This is a genomic window from Kitasatospora sp. NPDC001527, assembly GCF_040298605.1.
Classification (GTDB): Bacteria; Actinomycetota; Actinomycetes; order Streptomycetales; family Streptomycetaceae; genus Kitasatospora.
On the sequence record NZ_JBEPAM010000022.1, the window covers coordinates 47,531 to 64,569 of the forward strand.

A 17,039-nucleotide genomic window follows, 5' to 3' on the forward strand; every position below is an offset into this window, starting at 1 on the left:
GATTCCTGCCGGTGGACCGGCGAACGGACGGACGGATCATGGGTGTTCTCCCGGGGAGGCTCAGTGCCAGACGGGAATGAACCCGCCGATGTTGATTTCCTTGGGTTCCACCTCCGGCGGCTTCCCGACGATGATCTGTGCCTGGTTCCAGAGGCTCTGCGATCCGTCGTCCCAGTACCCGCCGTGGCCCGACGTGTCGGTGGAGAGGTTGTTGCCGCCGAACCCGACGGTGTGCGGACCGGGGCCCAGGGTCAGTCCGCCGGCGAACCGGGTGAGGTCGTCCTCGGCTTCGGAGATCCAGACATGGCTGGGATCGATCTGCAGCTGTTTCGCATGGTCGACGCCCATGCCGGGGCTCCCCAGAGTGACGATGTCGTCGGCGTGCAGTCCGTCACCTCCCCTGGCCGCGACGCCGACGGCGTAGCTGCCGTAGCTGTGGGCGATGTAGGTCAGGTGGCTCTTGGGTTCGCCGTGTGCGACCCGGAGCCCGTCCGAGAAGCGCCGCATGTCCTCGGCGCCGTCGATGCCCCGGCGCGGGTTCGCCGCCTCGGGGATGCTCTCGGGGGTGTCGTAGCCCAGGTAGGAGATCACCGACACCGTTTCTCCGGTGTTCGCGACCCTTGTCGCGTAGCCCTGGATCTGTCGGATCCGGTCGATCTGCCCCGGGACGCCGGGGAACTCCGTGTCCGTCCCCGGGACGAACACCGCGGTGTGCTTGGCCGTGTCCGGGTTGCCGGTGGCGACGATCGCGCGGCCGTCGCCACCGTACCTCTCGGGGTCGATGCCGAGGAGGAACATCTGGTGCTGCTCGTCCCGGGCGTCGGCGGTCTCCGCCAGCTTGTCCTTGATGGTCTGGAGCGCCGCCTTCCGCTTGTCGTAGTCCGACTGGGAGAGGCCGAAGGCGGCAGGGGTGCCGGCCTGGAGCGCGTCGAGCTTCTGGTCCAGGACGAGGCGGTTCGCCTCGTCCCGGGCGGTGGCCGGCAGGCCGTCCATGCTTCCGATCTTCGCCGCGTTCAGCGCGAGGTAGGTCTCCTGCTGCTCCGGTGACAGTCCCTTCCACCATTCGGCGTTCTGCTTCGGGTCCTTGCCGTCCGGGACGTACGCGTCCGCCAGACCGAGGTCCTTCATGACGTCCGCCGCGTCGGTACCGGTCTCCGCCATGGCGCCGCTCGCCCGCTGGGTGGTGAGGATGTCGGCGCCGAGGCGGCCCAGGGCGGTGTTGCCCTGGTCGCTCGCCCGCTGGGCGTCCTTCAGCGCGGTGTCGATCCTCGTCTGGATCTCGCCCCTGAGGCCCATGAGGGTGCGGCGTGCGGCCTGCGTGTCCGGGTCGTTGCGGTCCCCGGGTTCCTCGGGCGGCAGACCCACGACGCCGTCCGCCGACACGGTCAGGCCGGAGTCCTGGGCCCGGTGCACGGCGTTCGTCAGGTTCGTCTGCGCCTGGTACATCCGGTCCGCGACCGTGTTCAAGGTGAGTGCGACCGACTCCGCTTCGACCCGGACGATGTCCAACTGCTGTTCGGTCCGGGCCATGAACGGGAACGCCGCGTCGGCGTTGGTGCCCTTCCAGTGCGCGTGCAGCGGTCCGTTGACCTGAAGGCGATGGCGGTTGCCGGTGCTCTCAGAGGCATGGGCGAGGGCCTTCCAGCCCTTCGCCGCTTCACGCAGACCCTGCGGGTCGAACCTCATCAGCAGTTCGTACGCGCTGCTCACTTCGCCCCCTGGGGTGCGCTCCAGGCCCTGGCGACGGCCTGCTCGTTGCTCGCGTGCGACGCGGCGTTGGCGTGGAGGTTCGCGGCGGTGTCCGCGAGGCGCTGACGGAGCGCGCCGAGCGGGGCCGCCCAGTCGTTCCCGAGTTGCCGGAGCCCGCCCGCGATCGACCAGCCGGCGAGCTGCCCCGATGCCGTCGTGGCGGCGGTCAGCGCGGTCTGGACCGGCTTCGCGAACTCCTGGGCGAGGGCGCTCGCCAGGTTGGCGGAGGCGCTCAGCTCTCCCGTATTGATGGTGACATCGGCCACTGCGTCTCCCCCCGGAGCGAAGTTTCGCGTGAACGGGTGGGCCGCCTCGTGAGAAGGCCCACCCGTGCATGCGCTGTGTAGTCGTGACAATACCGAAGCAGTACGACGAGTATGACTACTGAGCGGTTCCGTGAAGGATCTGCCGCACGGGGGCGAGCCCCCCACCGGCCGGATTGTCGGTGGGGCGGGTGATGATAGGGGCTGCTTCGCACCGGAGGACGGAAGGACACACCCTTATGAGCTGGTGGCAGCAGCCACTGGTCGGCTTCGACCTGGAGACCACGGGCACCGACCCGGCCGTGGACCGCATCGTCACGGCCGCCCTCGTGGACACCGTCGGGGCCCGCCGGCTGGGTGCCACCGGGTGGCTGATCGATCCGGGGGTGCCGATTCCCGCCGAGGCCGAGGCGATCCACGGGATCGGGGACGGGCTGGCGCGGGCCGAGGGGCGGCCGGCGAAGGAGGCGGTGGACGAGATAGCCGCGGCGCTGTGCGAACGGCTGGCCGCCGGGCGGCCGGTGGTCGCCTTCAACGCGCCCTTCGACCTCTCGCTGCTCGACGCCGAGCTGCGCCGGCACGGTCTGCCGGTGCTCGCCGAGCGGCTCGGCGGGCCGGTGGCGCCCGTGCTCGACGCGCTGGTCATCGACCGCGCGGTGGACAAGTACCGCAAGGGCTCGCGCACCCTCCAGCGGGTCTGCGAGGTGTACGGCGTCGAACTGACCGACGCCCACGAGGCGGGCAGCGACGCCCTCGCCGCCGTCCGGGTCGCGGTCGCCCTCGCCGAGCGCTACCCCGACCGGGTCGGCGGCGTCCCGGTCGCCGACCTCCACGCCCGGCAGGTCGAGTGGTACCGCGACTGGGCCGAGGGCCTCCAGTCCTGGCTGCGCCGCGGCAAGGACCCCGAGGCCGTCATCGACCCCCGCTGGCCGCTGCGCTGAGCCCGGCCCTCGGCGCCTGAGCGCGGATGGCTAACGCGGGCCGTCCGTTCCCGGGCGGGCGGTCCGGTGGACGACCGCGTCCTGCGGGGGATGCGGCGGGTGGACGGAGGCGGAGCCGGTCCCCAGCAGGCGGGCCTTGGCGGCGGCGAACTCGGCGGCGTCCAGGGCGCCGTCGCGGTGCAGGGCGGTGAGGCGTTCCAGGGCGGCGATCAGGTCGAGGGCGGGGGCGTCCGGGACGGCCCCGGCGGTGAGGGAGGCGTGGACGTTCTCCGGGTCGGCGGGGTCGTAGCGGACCTCGGTGAGGGCACCCCGGCGCGGGGCGTCGAAGGCGGGGAAGGCGTCGGTGACGGTGGTCGTGCGGCGCGCTCCGTCGATCGTGGTGAACTCGACGGTGAGCCGCAGTTCCGGGCAGTCGTTGGAGGTGGTCCCGGTAGGGGTGAGGCCGGTGATCCGGCCGGGGACGGTGACGCCGTACTGCTCCAGGCGGCCCTGCCGGTCGGCCCGGCGCCGGGCCTCCAGCCGGAACGCGCGCCAGCGGCGGGCGCCGTGCCGGTCGAGGACGGCGGTGAGCAGGGCGAGCGGGAGGACGGGGACCAGCGGCCAGGGGTGGAAGGAGCCGTTGGCGAGAGCCGCGCCGAGCAGGCCGAGGGCGACGCAGCCCAGCAGGACGCCCCGGTCGGAGGTGGCCGAGGGCTCGGTGGTGGGGGCGTCGCCGTGCGCGGTGGTGGCGGCGGACACCAGGGACAGCAGCCAGAGCAGGATGCCACCGGCCAGGTACCCGGCGGTGCCGAAGCCGTTGCACCGCTGTTCGGGGCCGCAGGCGTCGGTCCCGTAGGCGTGGACGAAGCCGGTGGCGGTGAGCCAGCCGGCGGCCGCGGTGAACCCGGCGACGATGACGAGTCCGATGATCCGACCGCTGCTCAGGCGCGGTCCGAGGGCGGTGGTGTGATCGGTGGCCATGGGGCGGAGTGTAGGGCGCCCGGGTGACGGCCCGGGCAACGGGGAACGCCGTGCGCGCCGCCCGCCCCCGGCACCCCCACCGGCCGGTGCCTGTCGGCACCAGCCGGTGGGGACGGCGTCAGAACGGGTACCAGCGCACCTCCGTGGCGCCCGTCCGCAGCGAGTCCACCCGCCGCCGGAACTCCGCGAGCGCCGCCGGGTTGCCCGGCGCCTGCTGCGCGACCCAGGAGGCGCTCGCCGTCTCCCGCGCGCCGCGCAGCACCGCGAAGCCGGGCCACTCGCGCACGTCCCAGCCGTAGGCCTCGGTGAACGCCCGGTACTCCTCGCCCGGCACGCCGTACCGGTCGTGGGCGAGCGCGAGCACCACCAGGTCGTGCTCGCGCAGGTCGTCGGCGACGAACTCCAGGTCGAGCAGGACCGGCCCGTCCGGCCCGACGTGGACGTTGCGCGGCAGCGCGTCGCCGTGGATCACCCCGGTCGGCAGGCGCGGGACCAGCGCGGCCGCCTCGTCGGCGAAGGCGTCCCGGCGCCGGCGCAGGAAGTCGACGTCGGCCGGGTCGACGTGGCCCTCGGCGGAGGCGAGCCAGCGCTCGACGGGTGCCAGCAGGTCGCGCCGGCCGAGGGTGAACGGCGGCTCGGGCAGCCGGTGCAGGGTGTGCAGCAGCGGGGCGAGGTCGACCGGGCGGGCGGGCCGCTCGGAGGGGGCCAGCCGGTGCCAGAACGTGACGGGGTGGCCGTGGGCGGCCTGCGGTTCGACGGGCACCGCGTCGTACGGGCGGACCACCGGGACGCCGTGGCCGGCCAGCCAGTCGGCGACGGCGAGCTCGCGGCGGGCGCGCTCGTACAGTTCCGGGGCGCGGCCGACCTTGGCGACCACGGCCGGGTCGCCGAGGTCGAAGACGGCGTTCTCGCCGAGGGCGAGCAGCCGGGCGTCGCCGGGGCCGGGCAGGCCGGCCGACTCGCAGGCGTGGGCGAGCAGCAGCCGGGCCCGCCCCTCGTCGAAGGGGAGCATGGGGGTGTCCGTTTCCTTGCATGACAGCCGGGTGAGGGTGGGCGATCATTCTGGCAAACGGGTGCCGGGCCCCGCGTCACGCGGGGCCCGGCGTCGTGCGAGGTCTGCGGGTCCGGGGACCGCGGGGGAAGGGTCAGACCTCGATCCGGCGGTGCCGGGCCTGGTGGGGCCGCGGCTCCTGCCCGGTCTGCGGGGCCGGCGGCGCCTGGCCCGCGGCGGCGGCGCCCAGCGGCGGGACGCTCTCGCCGTGCGAGAGGTCGGGCAGCCAGCCGAGCCAGCGCGGCAGGTACCAGTTGCGCTCGCCGAGCAGGGTCATCACCGAGGGCAGCAGCACCGCGCGGATGATCGTCGCGTCGACCAGCACCGCGACCGCGAGGCCGACGCCCATCTGCTTCATGGCCTGCATGGACAGCGTGCCGAAGACCGCGAACACCGCCACCATGATCACCGCGGCGCTGGTGACCACCCCGGCCGTGGAGCGGATGCCGTGGGCGATCGCGGCCCGGGTCGGCAGGCCGCGGTCACGGCCCTCCTTGATCCGGGAGACCACGAAGACGTGGTAGTCCATCGAGAGGCCGAAGAGGATCACGAAGAGGAACAGCGGCACCCAGGACTCCACCGCGCCGACGCCCTCGGTGCCCAGCAGCGAGGCCCCCACGCCGTGCTGGAAGACCAGCGTCAGCACTCCGTACGCGGCGCCGACCGACAGCAGGTTGAGCACCACGGCGGTGCCGGCGACGGCCAGCGAGCGGAAGGAGGTGAGCATCAGGAGGAAGGCGAAGGCCACCACGAAGCCGAAGACCAGCGGCATCGAGCCGGTCATCTTGGCGTTGAAGTCGTACGAGCCGGCGGTGCGGCCGGTGACCGGGGCCTCGGTACCGGGCACGGTGAGCACGGTGGCGGGCACCAGCTGCTCGCGCAGGGTCTTCAGCGCGGTGTTGCTGACCTTGTCGTTGCCGGTGCCGTTGAGCGGGATGTCGACGGTGGCGACGTTCTGCCGCGGGTGGACGGTGACGTCCACCGGTCCGTGCATCTGCCCGCTGGCCAGGGCGCGGGCCTTGAGGTCGGCGATCGCCGCGGTCATCGCCGGGGAGTCGATGTCGGCGGCCTTGACGACCACGGACGCGGGCGCCGGGCTGCCGGGGAAGGCGGCCTCGATCTTCTGCGAGACGGCGACCAGCTCGTTGCCCTTGGGCAGCTGCTGCTGGAAGGTCAGGTTGGCGGTGTGCATGGTGAGCAGCGGGGCGGACAGGCCGATCAGCACCGCCACGGCGAGCACGGTGGCGGCCAGCGGGCGGCGCAGCACCGGGGTCAGCACGGCGTTCCAGAACCGGCCGCCGGTGGTCGCGGCGTCGGGGCGGCGCAGCCGGCCGAGGAAGGGCACCCGGCCCTTGCCGACCTTGTCGCCGAGCATCGAGAGCAGGGCGGGCAGCACGGTGAGCGAGCCGAGCACCGCGGTGACGACGACCACGATGGTGGCGTACGCCATGGACTCGAACTCGGCGATGCCGGTGAGGAACATGCCGGCCATGGCGATCACCACGGTGACGCCGGAGACCAGCACCGCCCGGCCGCTGGTGGCGGCGGCGATCCGCAGGGCGGTCTCCAGGTCGCGCCCGGCGGCCCGCTCCTCGCGCTCGCGGCGCAGGTAGAAGAGGCAGTAGTCGACGCCGACGGCGAGGCCGACCAGCAGCATCACCGAGCTGGCGCTGTTGCTGGTGTGCAGCAGGCCGCTGCTGAGCGCGACGAGCCCGCCGGCCGCGATGAAGGCGGTGAGCGCGAGCACCACCGGCAGTACGGCGGCGACCAGCGCGCCGAAGGCGACCAGCAGGATGCCGAGGGCGAGCGGGACGGCGGTCCACTCGGCGCGGGCGAAGTCGTCGGCGAACTGCTCGTCCATCCACTTGCCGGAGCTGGCGTCGCCGAGTTCGACCACGGTGAGGTCGGGGTGCTGCTTCTGGACGGCGGCGACGGCGTCGACCACGGCGGTGACGTTCTTCACCGCCTCCTCGCGCTCGCCCTTCACGGTGAGCTGGACGAGGGCGGAGCGGCCGTCGGCGGAGAGCGCCCCGGTGTCGTAGGGGGAGCGGACGTCGGTGGCCTTGCCGGTGCCGTTGACCGCGCCGACGACCTGGTCGACGGCGGCCCGGAAGGCGGGGGCGTCGGCGGTCAGGCCGGTGCTCTGGACGAGCACGGTCTCGGTGGACGGGGGCTTGAGGCCGGCCTGGTCGAGGATCTCGGCGGCCCGGGAGACCTGGCCGGGCATCGCCTCGGCGTCGGTGACCTTGGTGCTGCCGTGCATGCCTCCGAGGACGGCGGCGAGGACGACGAACAGCAGCCAGCCGAAGACGGCGGTCTTTCTGTGCCGGGCGCTCCACGCGCCCATGGCGGCGGCCATGCCGAGCTTGCTCTTCACGCTTCCCCCTGGGAATGCGGCCGGCGCCGGGATCGGTGGCGGGCGCGGGCCGGGCCTACGGCGGTGGTCGGCCGCCGGGATGTGGGACACCGGGGTGCGGCCCGGCGTCGCGAATGACCCTAGGGAAGCCGCAGGTGACGGGGTATCCGGCTGGCGGGGGAGTCCTCCCTGTGGTCTTCCTCGGGGGCGGGGTGGGGTTTTCCCTACCCGCCTACCCTGATATCTCCTCCTGGGGATCGGGGCGCGGACTCCACCCTGAGGGGGAGCCGGATCCACCCCCAGCACGAGGCCCCGGGGGTCGTGCGGGCGCGAAGATGGGTCAGGGTCGCTTCACGGCGTCCCCGGGGGGTCGGCCTGCGGCAACGGGGTCAGGGGAAAACTGCTTGCCGGTCGGCTAGCAAGTGCCCGTAGGATGGGCCCCCTTCACGTACTTACCTGCCGACCGGCTAGGCCAGTGCCCCCGCACCGGCCGGGCCGATCCTCGATCCGTCGCCCGGCGTCCCGTCCCCCAAGGGCTGCGGTGAACCATGCCCAGGAGGCATTACGAGCATGTTCCACCGACTAGGACAATTCGTCGTCCGTCGCGCCTGGTGGGTGATCGCCGGCTGGATCGTCGCGATGCTCGCCATCGCGGTCACGGCGCCGAAGATCACTGCCCAGACCGACGAGGCCGCGTTCCTCCCGAAGCACTACGAGTCCATCCAGGCCGCGCAGTTGCAGGAGGAGGCGTTCCCGGCGAGCTTCACGCCGTCCGCGCTCGCCCTGTTCGAGCGCAACGACGGCGGCCCGCTGACGGCCGGCGACAAGGCCGCCGCGGCGAAGATCATCCAGGGGCTCACCGACAAGAAGATCGAGCACGTCGAGCAGATCGTCCCGCTCAGCGACCAGTCGACGTCCAAGGACGGCAAGTACGCGCTGGCGCCGATCGCGATCGACAAGACCACCCAGAACTCGGAGAAGTTCGGCGAGGTCGCCAAGAAGGTCCGCGAGGAGGGCAAGGCGCTCGCCCAGGGCGGCGACCTGAAGTTCCAGCTCGGCGGCTCCGCCGCCCAGCAGCTGGACCAGCAGGAGTCCTCCGGCGCGGCCGACGCCGTCATCGGCATCAGCAGCGTCGTGCTGGTCGCGATCATCGTCGGCATCATCTTCCGCAGCGTGCTGGCCGGCCTGCTGCCGGTGCTGCTCTCGCTGGTGATCGCCATGCCGACCGCCAACGGCCTGATCGCCTACGCCACCAAGGCCTTCGACCTGAAGTCCACCCCGGTGCTCTCGGCGATCCTGATCGTCGTGGTGCTCGGCGTCGGCACCGACTACTTCCTGTTCCTCGCCTTCCGCTACCGCGAGCGGCTGCGGGCGGGCGACACCCGGCAGGAGGCCGTGGTCAACGCCGTCGGCCGGGTCGGTGAGGCCATCGCCTCCGCGGCCGGCGCGGTCACCGTCGCCTTCGCGGTGCTGGTCCTCTCCAGCCTCGGCATGTTCAAGGCGCTCGGCCCGGCGCTGGCCATCGCGGTCGTCGTCACCGCCTTCGCCTCGCTCACCCTGGCCCCGGCCGTGCTCACGGTCATCCCGGCCCGCGGGGTGTTCTGGCCCGGCAAGAAGTGGATGCGCGAGCCGAGCGACGCCCGGTTCGCCGCGCTCGGCCGCGTGGTCGAGAAGCGCCCGGCCCTGGTGGCCGTCGCCTCCGGCGGCGTGCTGCTGGCGCTGACCGCCGGCGCCCTCGGCTACAACGGCACCTTCGACCTCGCGGGCAGCTCCATGCCCAAGACCAAGGAGTCGATGGTCGTCCAGGACAAGATGGTCAGCGCGTTCTCGGCCGGTGCCGCGGACCCGACGCACGTCTACCTGACCTCCACCGGCGGCGCCAAGCTCGACCAGAGCGCGTTCACCGGCTACGCCGCCAAGCTCGGCGCCGTCCCTGGCGTCGCCGAGGCCGAGGCCGAGCCGCAGGTCAGCAAGGACGGCATGACGGCGGACTTCACCGTCCTGCTCAAGAGCGAGCCGTCCGGCAACGAGGCGATCGACACCGTCACCGAGCTGCGCAAGGTCGCCCACGACCAGGCGCCGTCCGGCAGCGAGGCCAAGGTCGGCGGCATCACCGCGATCTACAAGGACATCAACCTGGCGATGAGCCACGACTACAAGCTGGTGTTCCCGATCGCGGGGTTGCTGATCCTGCTGATCCTGGCCCTCCAGCTGCGCAGCGTGGTCGCCCCCTGGTACCTGATGGCCTCGGTCGGCCTCGGCTTCACCGCCACCCTGGGCTCCTCGACCCTGCTGTTCCAGAACATCAAGGGCGAGCACGGCATGATGTTCATGCTGCCGATCCTCATCTACCTCTTCGTGGTGGCGATCGGCACCGACTACAACATCCTGATCATCGCCCGTCTGCGCGAGGAGGCCCGCGCGGGCCGCAACCCGCGCGAGGCGGCCCGCGAGGCGGTGCGCCACGGCGGCCCGACCGTCGCGGCGGCCGGCTTCATCCTGGCGGTGTCGTTCGCGACGTTCATGCTCGCGGGCAACATCTTCATGCTGGAGTTCGGCTTCGGCATGGCCTTCGGGATCTTCCTGGCGGCCTTCGTGATGGCGATGTTCTTCACCCCGGCGCTCACCGCGCTGGTCGGCAAGGCCGCCTGGTGGCCCGGCCACGGCGGCGACGCGACGGGCGGCCACGGCGGCCCGGCCGGCGCGCCGGCGAGCCCGTACACCGCGCACGGCCTGCCGGAGTCGGCCGGACGGCACTGACCGCTCCGCCACCCCGGTGACGGCAGGGCGACACCCCGGTGCCGCCATGGACGGCGCCCGCTTCGGCGGGCGCCGTCTGCCCGTTCCGCGGGGCCCGCAAACGTGATCTGTCGGGCAGAAAATCCCCGGTCAATCGGGGTGCGGCCGTGCTACAGTCGAGTCAGTTGCAGTTTTGGTTCCCATGAACGCTTGTGTGCGCCTGCTGGTCCCAACCAACAGGCGCATTTGTTTTGTCCGGTGTTTCAGTCTCCGGATGGGGATCGCGGCTACTTGGGGTCCACGAGGTGTGGGCTCCGATGCCCCAGTTAGAGGAGACGGTTATGGCTACCGGCACCGTGAAGTGGTTCAACAGCGAGAAGGGCTTCGGCTTCATCGAGCAGGAGACCGGCGGCCCGGACGTGTTCGCGCACTACTCGAACATCGTCGCGCAGGGCTTCCGTGAGCTCGTCGAGGGCCAGAAGGTCGAGTTCGACGTCACCCAGGGCCAGAAGGGCCCGCAGGCCGAGAACATCCGCGTCATCTGAGTCCAGCCTCCGAGCTGACTCGCGATCTCGCGTAGCGAGGGCCCGCACCGCACGGTGCGGGCCCTCGCCCATGCCGCCGAACGGCCGGGGCGGCGCACTTCCTCCCGACGGCCGACCAGCCCCGACCGGGGCTGCCGTGCTACAGACGGAGAAACCCTGTGACCACCCCTGCCCAGCCGGCCCGCGACGGCGGCCGTACCCGCAAGCCCCGCGGCCGCTCCGGCGCCCCGCGCACCGGCGCCGCCACCCCGCGCGCCGGCACCCCGCGCGCCGGCGCGTCCTCCCGGCCGCCGCGCCGCACCACCCCGCGCGTCGCCGAGCCCGCCGACTTCACCGTCGTCCAGGGCACCCCGGCCCGGCCGCCGGCGGCGAGCTTCGCCGAGCTGGAGATGCCCAAGGCGATCCTGTCCGCGCTGACCCGCGAGGGCGTCACCGAGCCGTTCCCGATCCAGGCCGCCACGCTGCCCGACTCGATCGCCGGCCGTGACGTGCTCGGCCGCGGCCGCACCGGCTCCGGCAAGACGCTCGCCTTCGGCCTGCCGCTGCTCGCCCGCACCGCCGGGAAGCGCGCCGACGCCCGCCACCCGCTGGCGCTGGTGCTGACGCCCACCCGCGAGCTGGCCCAGCAGGTCACCGAGGCGCTCACCCCCTACGCCACCGCCGTCAACCTGCGGATCGCCACCGTCGTCGGCGGCATGTCGATCACCCGGCAGGCCAACGCGGTGCGGCGCGGCGCCGAGGTCCTCGTCGCCACCCCCGGCCGGCTGGACGACCTGATCGGCCGCGGCGACGTCCGGCTCTCCGACGTCGCGATCACCGTGCTCGACGAGGCCGACCAGATGGCCGACATGGGCTTCCTGCCGCAGGTCACCAAGCTGCTGGAGCAGGTCGCCGAGGGCGGGCAGCGGATGCTGTTCTCCGCCACCCTGGACCGCAACGTCGACCGGCTGGTCAAGCGCTTCCTGAGCGACCCGGTGACCCACTCCGTCGACCCCTCGGCCGGCGCGGTCACCACCATGGACCACCACGTGCTCCAGCTCGACCCGGCCGACAAGGCGTCCACCACCGCCCACATCGCCTCCCGCGACGGGCGCGTGATCATGTTCGTGCACACCAAGCACGGCGCCGACCGGCTCGCCAAGCAGCTGCTCGCCAACGGCGTGAAGGCCGCCGCCCTGCACGGCGGCAAGTCCCAGCCGCAGCGCAACCGGGTGCTCGACCAGTTCCGGGACGGCCACGTCACCGCGCTGATCGCCACCAACGTCGCCGCCCGCGGCATCCACATCGACGGCCTGGACATGGTCGTCAACGTCGACCCGCCGATCGACCACAAGGACTACCTGCACCGCGGCGGCCGCACCGCCCGGGCCGGCGAGTCCGGCACGGTCGTCACCCTGGTGCTGCCCGACCAGCGGCGCGAGGTCGGCCGGCTGATGACGGTGGCCGGGATCCGTCCGACCACCACCAAGGTCCGCCCCGGCGACGCCGAGCTGAGCCGGATCACCGGCGCCCGCACCCCGAGCGGCGTGCCGGTCGCCCTGACCGTGCCCGCCCCGGCGGCCACCGCGGCCCCGGCCGGCGAGGAGCCGGGCCAGGCGAAGACCTCCGGCGGCCAGCGCCGCCGCTCCGGCAAGCGCTCGGCGCTGCCGGCGGACGTCGACATGAACGGCAACCCGCGCCGCCCCCGGCCCAAGCAGCGCCTCGGTGGCGGTGGCGGCGGCGCGGCCGGCGGCCAGGGCGGCGGCGCGTCGCGCCAGGCGGCCGGCTTCATCGGCCGCTCCGCGGGCCGGGCGAAGCCGGGCAGCGGCTCCAAGTCCGGCGCCAACTACGGCACCGGCCGCCAGCGCCGCAAGGCCGACTGAGCGACCGGCACGGCCTGACGTCCGACGGCCCGGTTCCCCCGCACGGGGGAGCCGGGCCGCGGTGCTTTCCGGCCGGATCGCCCGGAGCCCCGGCCTGCCGCTGTCTCCGCCCGCCCGCCCGCTCCGGCCTCCCTCCGTGGACGGACCGTTGGCGTGATCGTTCCCCCGCGTTGTTGACCGTGGCCAGGCATCCCCCGACGCTTTCACGCGGCCCGCACAACTGTCGCACCGTCATCACGGTTCCCTGTCATGCGGGTCGTCCGGTTCCCCCGTCTCCGGAAGGACCTTCCGATGCGTCGTACCGCCGCCCTCCTCTCCACCGCCGCGCTGCTGGGCGCCGCCGCCTCCCTCGCCACACCGGCCGTCAGCGCCCAGGCGGCCGGGGGCTGTTACACCTACACCGGCAGCTGGAACGCCTACGGCGTCTGCTCCGGCATCGACCCGCTGCAGGTCTGGTGGGTCACCGCCACCTGTCAGTACTGGAACGCCGACCACACGGTGCAGTTCTCCCGGCCCGTCAACGGCTACGCGGTGGCCGGCGACGGCACGTCGGTCGGCTCCTGCGGCATCAACGACACCGTCGTCTTCCCGCACGTCGTCTACGGCGGCCGGCTGCCCACCCAGCCCGCCGGCCCGGTCGGGCAGATCACCGGCTACGCGGACAAGTGCGTCGACGTGAAGGGCGCCGGCAGTTCCGACGGCACCCCCGTCCAGATCTACGACTGCAACGGCACCAACGCGCAGCAGTGGAAGATCGCGGTGGACGGCACCGTCCGCGCCTTCAACAAGTGCATGGACGTCTCCGGCGGCAACACCGCCAACGGCACCAAGATCCAGCTGTACACCTGCAACGGCACCGGCGCGCAGCAGTGGCAGGTCCGCGCCGACGGCTCGATCCTCAACCCGCAGTCCGGGCGCTGCCTGGACGACCTCGGCTTCTCCACCGCCAACGGCAACCAGCTGGGCATCTGGGACTGCAACGGCGCCGCCAACCAGGTCTGGCACGTGCCCGCCTGACCCGTCGGGCAGCGGTCCGGCTGCCGTCCGGTATCCGTTCAGTCCCGGCCCAGCACGCCGTGTGCCAGGGCGGCGAGGGCCGCCGTGATCCGTTCCGGGGTGAGGCCGCCGTCGCGCTGGTGGCGGAAGAGCTCGGGGGCGAGCGGGGCGAGCAGCTGGTCGGCCAGGACCTCCGGGTCCGGCCGGCCGGCCTCGCGCGCCAGGTGGGTGACGTGCAGCCGCCAGAACGCGTAGGCGCCTGTGCGGTAGCGGGCGGCGCCGGTCTCCGCGCCGAGCACCAGGTGCACATGGGTCTCCAGCAGCTCGACCATCGCCGCGTAGAAGGCGGCCAGCCGCTCGGCCGGGGCGGGCGCGGCGCCGTCCGCGCCGCCGGGGCCGAGCGGCGGGGCGCCGCGCAGCAGCCGCTCCTGGAGGGCGCGCTCGTGCTCGTCGAGCAGGGCGCGGGCGATCGAGGCGCGGTCCGGGTAGCGGCGGTAGAGCGTGCCGCGGCCGATGCCGGCCGTCCGGGCGATGTCGTCCATGGTGACGGCGGTCGGGTCGCCCTCGGCGAAGAGCCGTTCGGCGGCGGCGAGCACCTTGGCCCGGTTGCGGGCCGCGTCGGCCCGCTCGCGGGGCGGCGGGCCGTCGGCCAGCGGGAGTTCCGTCGTCATGGGGAGCAACGGTAGAGGGAAGTGGGCACTAGAGGGAAGTGGACATGCTGTCCACTTCCCTCTAGCGTAGGCGGTGCCAGCAAGTGGACGTGATGTCCGCTTGTTTCGGCGGCTCCGTCCCGCCCAACCGTTCCCGGGGGTTCACCGTGTCCCACCTCCTGCACCTCGACAGCAGCGCGCGCACCGACTCCTTCACCCGCCGCCTCGGCGCGGCCTTCGCCGACGCCTGGGAGGCCGGCGGCGGCGAGGTCACCCACCGCGACCTCGCCGCCGACCCCCTGCCGCCGATCCGCGAGGGCTGGACCCGGATCTGCGACACCCTGCTGCGCGAGGGCATCACCGACATCGCCCGCTACGGCGAGGCGGTCCGCACCGGGGAGGAGCGCGAGGCCTGGGCGGTCGTCCGGCCGCTGCTCGACGAACTCGTCGCGGCGGACGCGGTGCTGATCGGTGCGCCGATGTACAACTTCGGCATCCCCGCCGCGCTCAAGGCCTGGATCGACCAGGTCACCTTCCCGAAGATGGTGCTCGCCCCGCGCAAGTTCGTGGTGGTCGCCGCGCGCGGCGGCGCCTACGGGCCCGGCACCCCGCGCGAGCCCTACGACCACAACGGCCGCTACCTGAGCGACTTCGTCCGCGGCCACTACGCGGTCGAGGATACCGAGGTGATCGCCGCCGAGCTCGTCAACTCCCTGGTCGACCCCGCCCTGGCCGGGCGGGTCGGGCAGCACCGGGAGTCCCTCGCCGACGCGCTGCACCGGGCCGGCGAGCTGGGCACCAAGCTGGTCGGCTACCGCATCCCGAGGGAGGACTGAGCGCCGTGCCGTGGATCTGGCTGCTGCTGGCCGGGGTGGTGGAGGTGGCCTGGGCGCAGTCCATCGAGCCGACCCGCGGGTTCACCCGGCTCCCGCAGACCGCCCTGTGCCTCGTCCTCATGCTGGGTGCGGTCTACCTGCTCTCCCGCGCCCTCCAGGACCTCCCGGTCGGCACCTCCTACGCCGTCTTCACCGGCATCGGCACCATCGGCACCGTCCTGACCGCCCTCGCCGTCCGCCACGAAGTCCCGTCCCTCACCGCCCTGGCCGGCCTCACCCTGATCACCGCCGGCCTCATCACCGTCCACCTGGGCACCACCACCCCCTGACCCCGCCGCGCCGGCACCCCGGGACCCACGTCGCGCCACGACCCCGGGGAACGGTGCGACGGCCGCCGACCGGCGCGCGAACCCACCGCGCGCCGGTCGAACGCATGCGCGCGCGTAGCCCGCCAGGGTGACACCGATTGGCCGAATGCAATGCGTTTGCAACACGCTCTTTGTCGTACAGGCCGAGACCTACTGGACCGACCGGTCCGAGGAGCACATCGCCAGGCACGGGGTGACTCCGGACGAAGTGGAGCAGGCTGTTCAGGGCGTGTAAGGGATCTTGTGTAAGCCCCTTGTGGTCATTGGATGCTGAGCCGGTCCTCGAAGAAGAGTGAGAACTGGTTCAGCGCCTCCTTCCAGTGTGCGGCGACGTGGTTGACGTCGCGTGCCCGGGGAGCGATCAGCTCTCGGACGGCGAGGTAGAGCACCTTCAACGCGGCCTGTTCGGAGGGAAAGTGGCCGCGGTTGCGGGTGGCCTTCCGCAGTCGGGAGTTGATCGACTCGACCATGTTCGTCGAGTAGACGACCTTCCTTATTGCGGGCGGGAACGCCAGGTAGGGCGTGAACTCGGGCCAGGCCCGCTGCCAGGTCTGGACGATCGCCGGGTAGCGGGCGCCGAGCTCGGAATCGGCGAACTCCTCCAGCGCGTGCTCGGCGGCCTGCTCGGTCGCGGCCGTGTAGACGGCCTTCAGCGCCGGCACCAGCTTGGGATGGTCCCGCTTGGCCGCCAGCCTGAGAGACCCCCGGATCAGGTGGATCACACACGTCTGGACCGTGGCACGGGGCCAGGTCGCGGTCACCGCCTCGGGCAGGCCCTTCAGCCCGTCGCAGGCGACGATGCACACGTCCTCGACACCACGGTTGCGCAGTTCGGACAGCACGGCCATCCACGTGGTCGCGCCCTCACCCTCGGAACCGGCCCACAGCCCAAGTACGTCCTTGCGCCCGTCCATGTCCACCCCGACCGCGAGGTAGACCGGTTTCGAACTCACCGAGCCGGTGCGGATCTTCACCCACAGGGCGTCGATGTAGATAATCGGCCAGACCGCGTCCAGCGGCCGGTTCTGCCACGCGGCGAGCTCGTCGGTGACGGCGTCGGTGACCTTGCTGATCAGGTCCGGACTGACCTCGACGCCGTAGATGGCGGCCAGGTGGGAGCGGATGTCGCGCACGCTCATGCCGCGCGCGTACAGTGACAGGATCCGCTCGTTGAACCCAGCCAGCCGCCGCGCGTTCTTCGGCACCAGCAGCGGCTCGAAGTCCCCGTTGCGGTCCCGGGGCACCGCGACCGTCACCGCCCCGACATCGGTCAGCACGGTCTTCGTCGAGGTGCCGTTACGGCTGTTGCCCGAGCCCCGGCCGGCCGGGTCGTGCTTCTCGTAGCCCAGGTGCTCGGTCATCTCGGCCTCCAGGGCCCGTTCCAGCACGGTCCTGGTGACCCGGGTCAGCAGGCCACCCTCGCCGAGCAGGGCCGCCCCGGAGGCATCGGCCCGGTCCATCAGACGCTCGACGACCTCGTCCACCAACTCGTCCCCGACCGTCTCGACGACCGGGTTCTCGCTGTCAGTAGTCATGTCCGTCCGTTCCGGCCGGCCAAGACCCGAGACCGAGCCTCGGCCAGCCTGTCACATCACGGACTTACACGATCTTTCAGACACGCTCGCTGTTCACGCGGCCGAGGTGGTTCACCTCGGGGCGTGAAGGGACGACGCTCTGCCTCGGGGTGACGGATGCCGGGCGTCACCTGGTGGTGGTGCTGGTG

Annotated in this window: 14 protein-coding genes; 7 read left to right on the top strand and 7 right to left on the bottom strand. The window is 72.6% G+C overall.

What is annotated here, in order from left to right; genetic code table 11:
• Nucleotides 1–60 precede the first annotated feature (60 nt).
• Both ABT238_RS20800 and ABT238_RS20805 read right to left on the bottom strand, forming a co-directional pair.
• Entirely contained in the window at nucleotides 61–1,710 is a 1,650-nt protein-coding gene (locus ABT238_RS20800) for an alpha/beta hydrolase (RefSeq protein ID WP_350773702.1), read from the bottom strand.
• Nucleotides 1,707–2,015 carry a hypothetical protein gene (locus ABT238_RS20805; protein ID WP_350773717.1) on the bottom strand — a complete coding sequence of 103 codons (309 nt, stop codon included), beginning with the start codon at nucleotides 2,013–2,015 and terminating at the stop codon, nucleotides 1,707–1,709. Before ABT238_RS20805 ends, ABT238_RS20800 begins: the two co-directional genes overlap by 4 nt.
• 236 nt (nucleotides 2,016–2,251) lie before the next feature.
• Between ABT238_RS20805 and ABT238_RS20810 the strand changes: the two genes are divergently transcribed.
• Complete coding sequence (locus tag ABT238_RS20810; protein WP_350773733.1) at nucleotides 2,252–2,953, top strand: exonuclease domain-containing protein; 702 nt, start codon at nucleotides 2,252–2,254, stop codon at nucleotides 2,951–2,953.
• Between the two features lie 30 nt (nucleotides 2,954–2,983).
• Here the strand turns inward: ABT238_RS20810 and ABT238_RS20815 are convergent, their stop codons facing one another.
• From ABT238_RS20815 to ABT238_RS20825, 3 genes are all read right to left on the bottom strand, one after another.
• Nucleotides 2,984–3,913, bottom strand: a complete 930-nt coding sequence (locus tag ABT238_RS20815; RefSeq protein ID WP_350563493.1) for a DUF3592 domain-containing protein — start codon at nucleotides 3,911–3,913, stop codon at nucleotides 2,984–2,986.
• A gap of 118 nt (nucleotides 3,914–4,031) precedes the next feature.
• On the bottom strand, nucleotides 4,032–4,925 hold the full coding sequence (locus tag ABT238_RS20820; protein ID WP_350563491.1) for a phosphotransferase enzyme family protein: 894 nt from the start codon (nucleotides 4,923–4,925) through the stop codon (nucleotides 4,032–4,034).
• A 133-nt stretch (nucleotides 4,926–5,058) separates the two neighbouring features.
• Nucleotides 5,059–7,323 (bottom strand): MMPL family transporter, encoded by a 2,265-nt coding sequence (locus tag ABT238_RS20825; protein ID WP_350774337.1) that lies wholly within the window; start codon nucleotides 7,321–7,323, stop codon nucleotides 5,059–5,061.
• A 567-nt stretch (nucleotides 7,324–7,890) separates the two neighbouring features.
• On the opposite strand from ABT238_RS20825, the gene ABT238_RS20830 reads away from it, so the two are divergent.
• The 4 genes from ABT238_RS20830 to ABT238_RS20845 all read left to right on the top strand — a co-directional run bounded on the left by ABT238_RS20830 (nucleotide 7,891) and on the right by ABT238_RS20845 (nucleotide 13,483).
• Complete coding sequence (locus ABT238_RS20830) at nucleotides 7,891–10,080, top strand: MMPL family transporter (RefSeq protein WP_350563489.1); 2,190 nt, start codon at nucleotides 7,891–7,893, stop codon at nucleotides 10,078–10,080.
• Nucleotides 10,081–10,400: 320 nt separating this feature from the next.
• Nucleotides 10,401–10,604, top strand: coding sequence for a cold-shock protein (locus ABT238_RS20835; RefSeq protein WP_327676217.1), 204 nt, complete (start codon nucleotides 10,401–10,403; stop codon nucleotides 10,602–10,604).
• A gap of 158 nt (nucleotides 10,605–10,762) precedes the next feature.
• The gene (locus tag ABT238_RS20840; RefSeq protein ID WP_502891455.1) at nucleotides 10,763–12,466 is read left to right on the top strand and encodes a DEAD/DEAH box helicase; all 1,704 of its coding nucleotides are present in this window, start codon (nucleotides 10,763–10,765) and stop codon (nucleotides 12,464–12,466) included.
• 291 nt (nucleotides 12,467–12,757) lie between these two features.
• Nucleotides 12,758–13,483 (top strand): ricin-type beta-trefoil lectin domain protein, encoded by a 726-nt coding sequence (locus ABT238_RS20845; protein ID WP_350563487.1) that lies wholly within the window; start codon nucleotides 12,758–12,760, stop codon nucleotides 13,481–13,483.
• A 38-nt stretch (nucleotides 13,484–13,521) separates the two neighbouring features.
• Here ABT238_RS20845 and ABT238_RS20850 read toward each other — a convergent pair whose 3' ends face one another.
• Nucleotides 13,522–14,133 (bottom strand): TetR/AcrR family transcriptional regulator, encoded by a 612-nt coding sequence (locus ABT238_RS20850; protein WP_350773797.1) that lies wholly within the window; start codon nucleotides 14,131–14,133, stop codon nucleotides 13,522–13,524.
• A gap of 146 nt (nucleotides 14,134–14,279) precedes the next feature.
• On the opposite strand from ABT238_RS20850, the gene ABT238_RS20855 reads away from it, so the two are divergent.
• Nucleotides 14,280–14,948 (top strand): FMN-dependent NADH-azoreductase, encoded by a 669-nt coding sequence (locus tag ABT238_RS20855; RefSeq protein ID WP_350773814.1) that lies wholly within the window; start codon nucleotides 14,280–14,282, stop codon nucleotides 14,946–14,948.
• A gap of 5 nt (nucleotides 14,949–14,953) precedes the next feature.
• On the top strand, nucleotides 14,954–15,277 hold the full coding sequence (locus ABT238_RS20860; protein WP_350570688.1) for a DMT family transporter: 324 nt from the start codon (nucleotides 14,954–14,956) through the stop codon (nucleotides 15,275–15,277).
• A gap of 299 nt (nucleotides 15,278–15,576) precedes the next feature.
• Here the strand turns inward: ABT238_RS20860 and ABT238_RS20865 are convergent, their stop codons facing one another.
• Nucleotides 15,577–16,851 (bottom strand): IS256 family transposase, encoded by a 1,275-nt coding sequence (locus ABT238_RS20865; RefSeq protein WP_350773833.1) that lies wholly within the window; start codon nucleotides 16,849–16,851, stop codon nucleotides 15,577–15,579.
• Nucleotides 16,852–17,039: the final 188 nt, after the last annotated feature.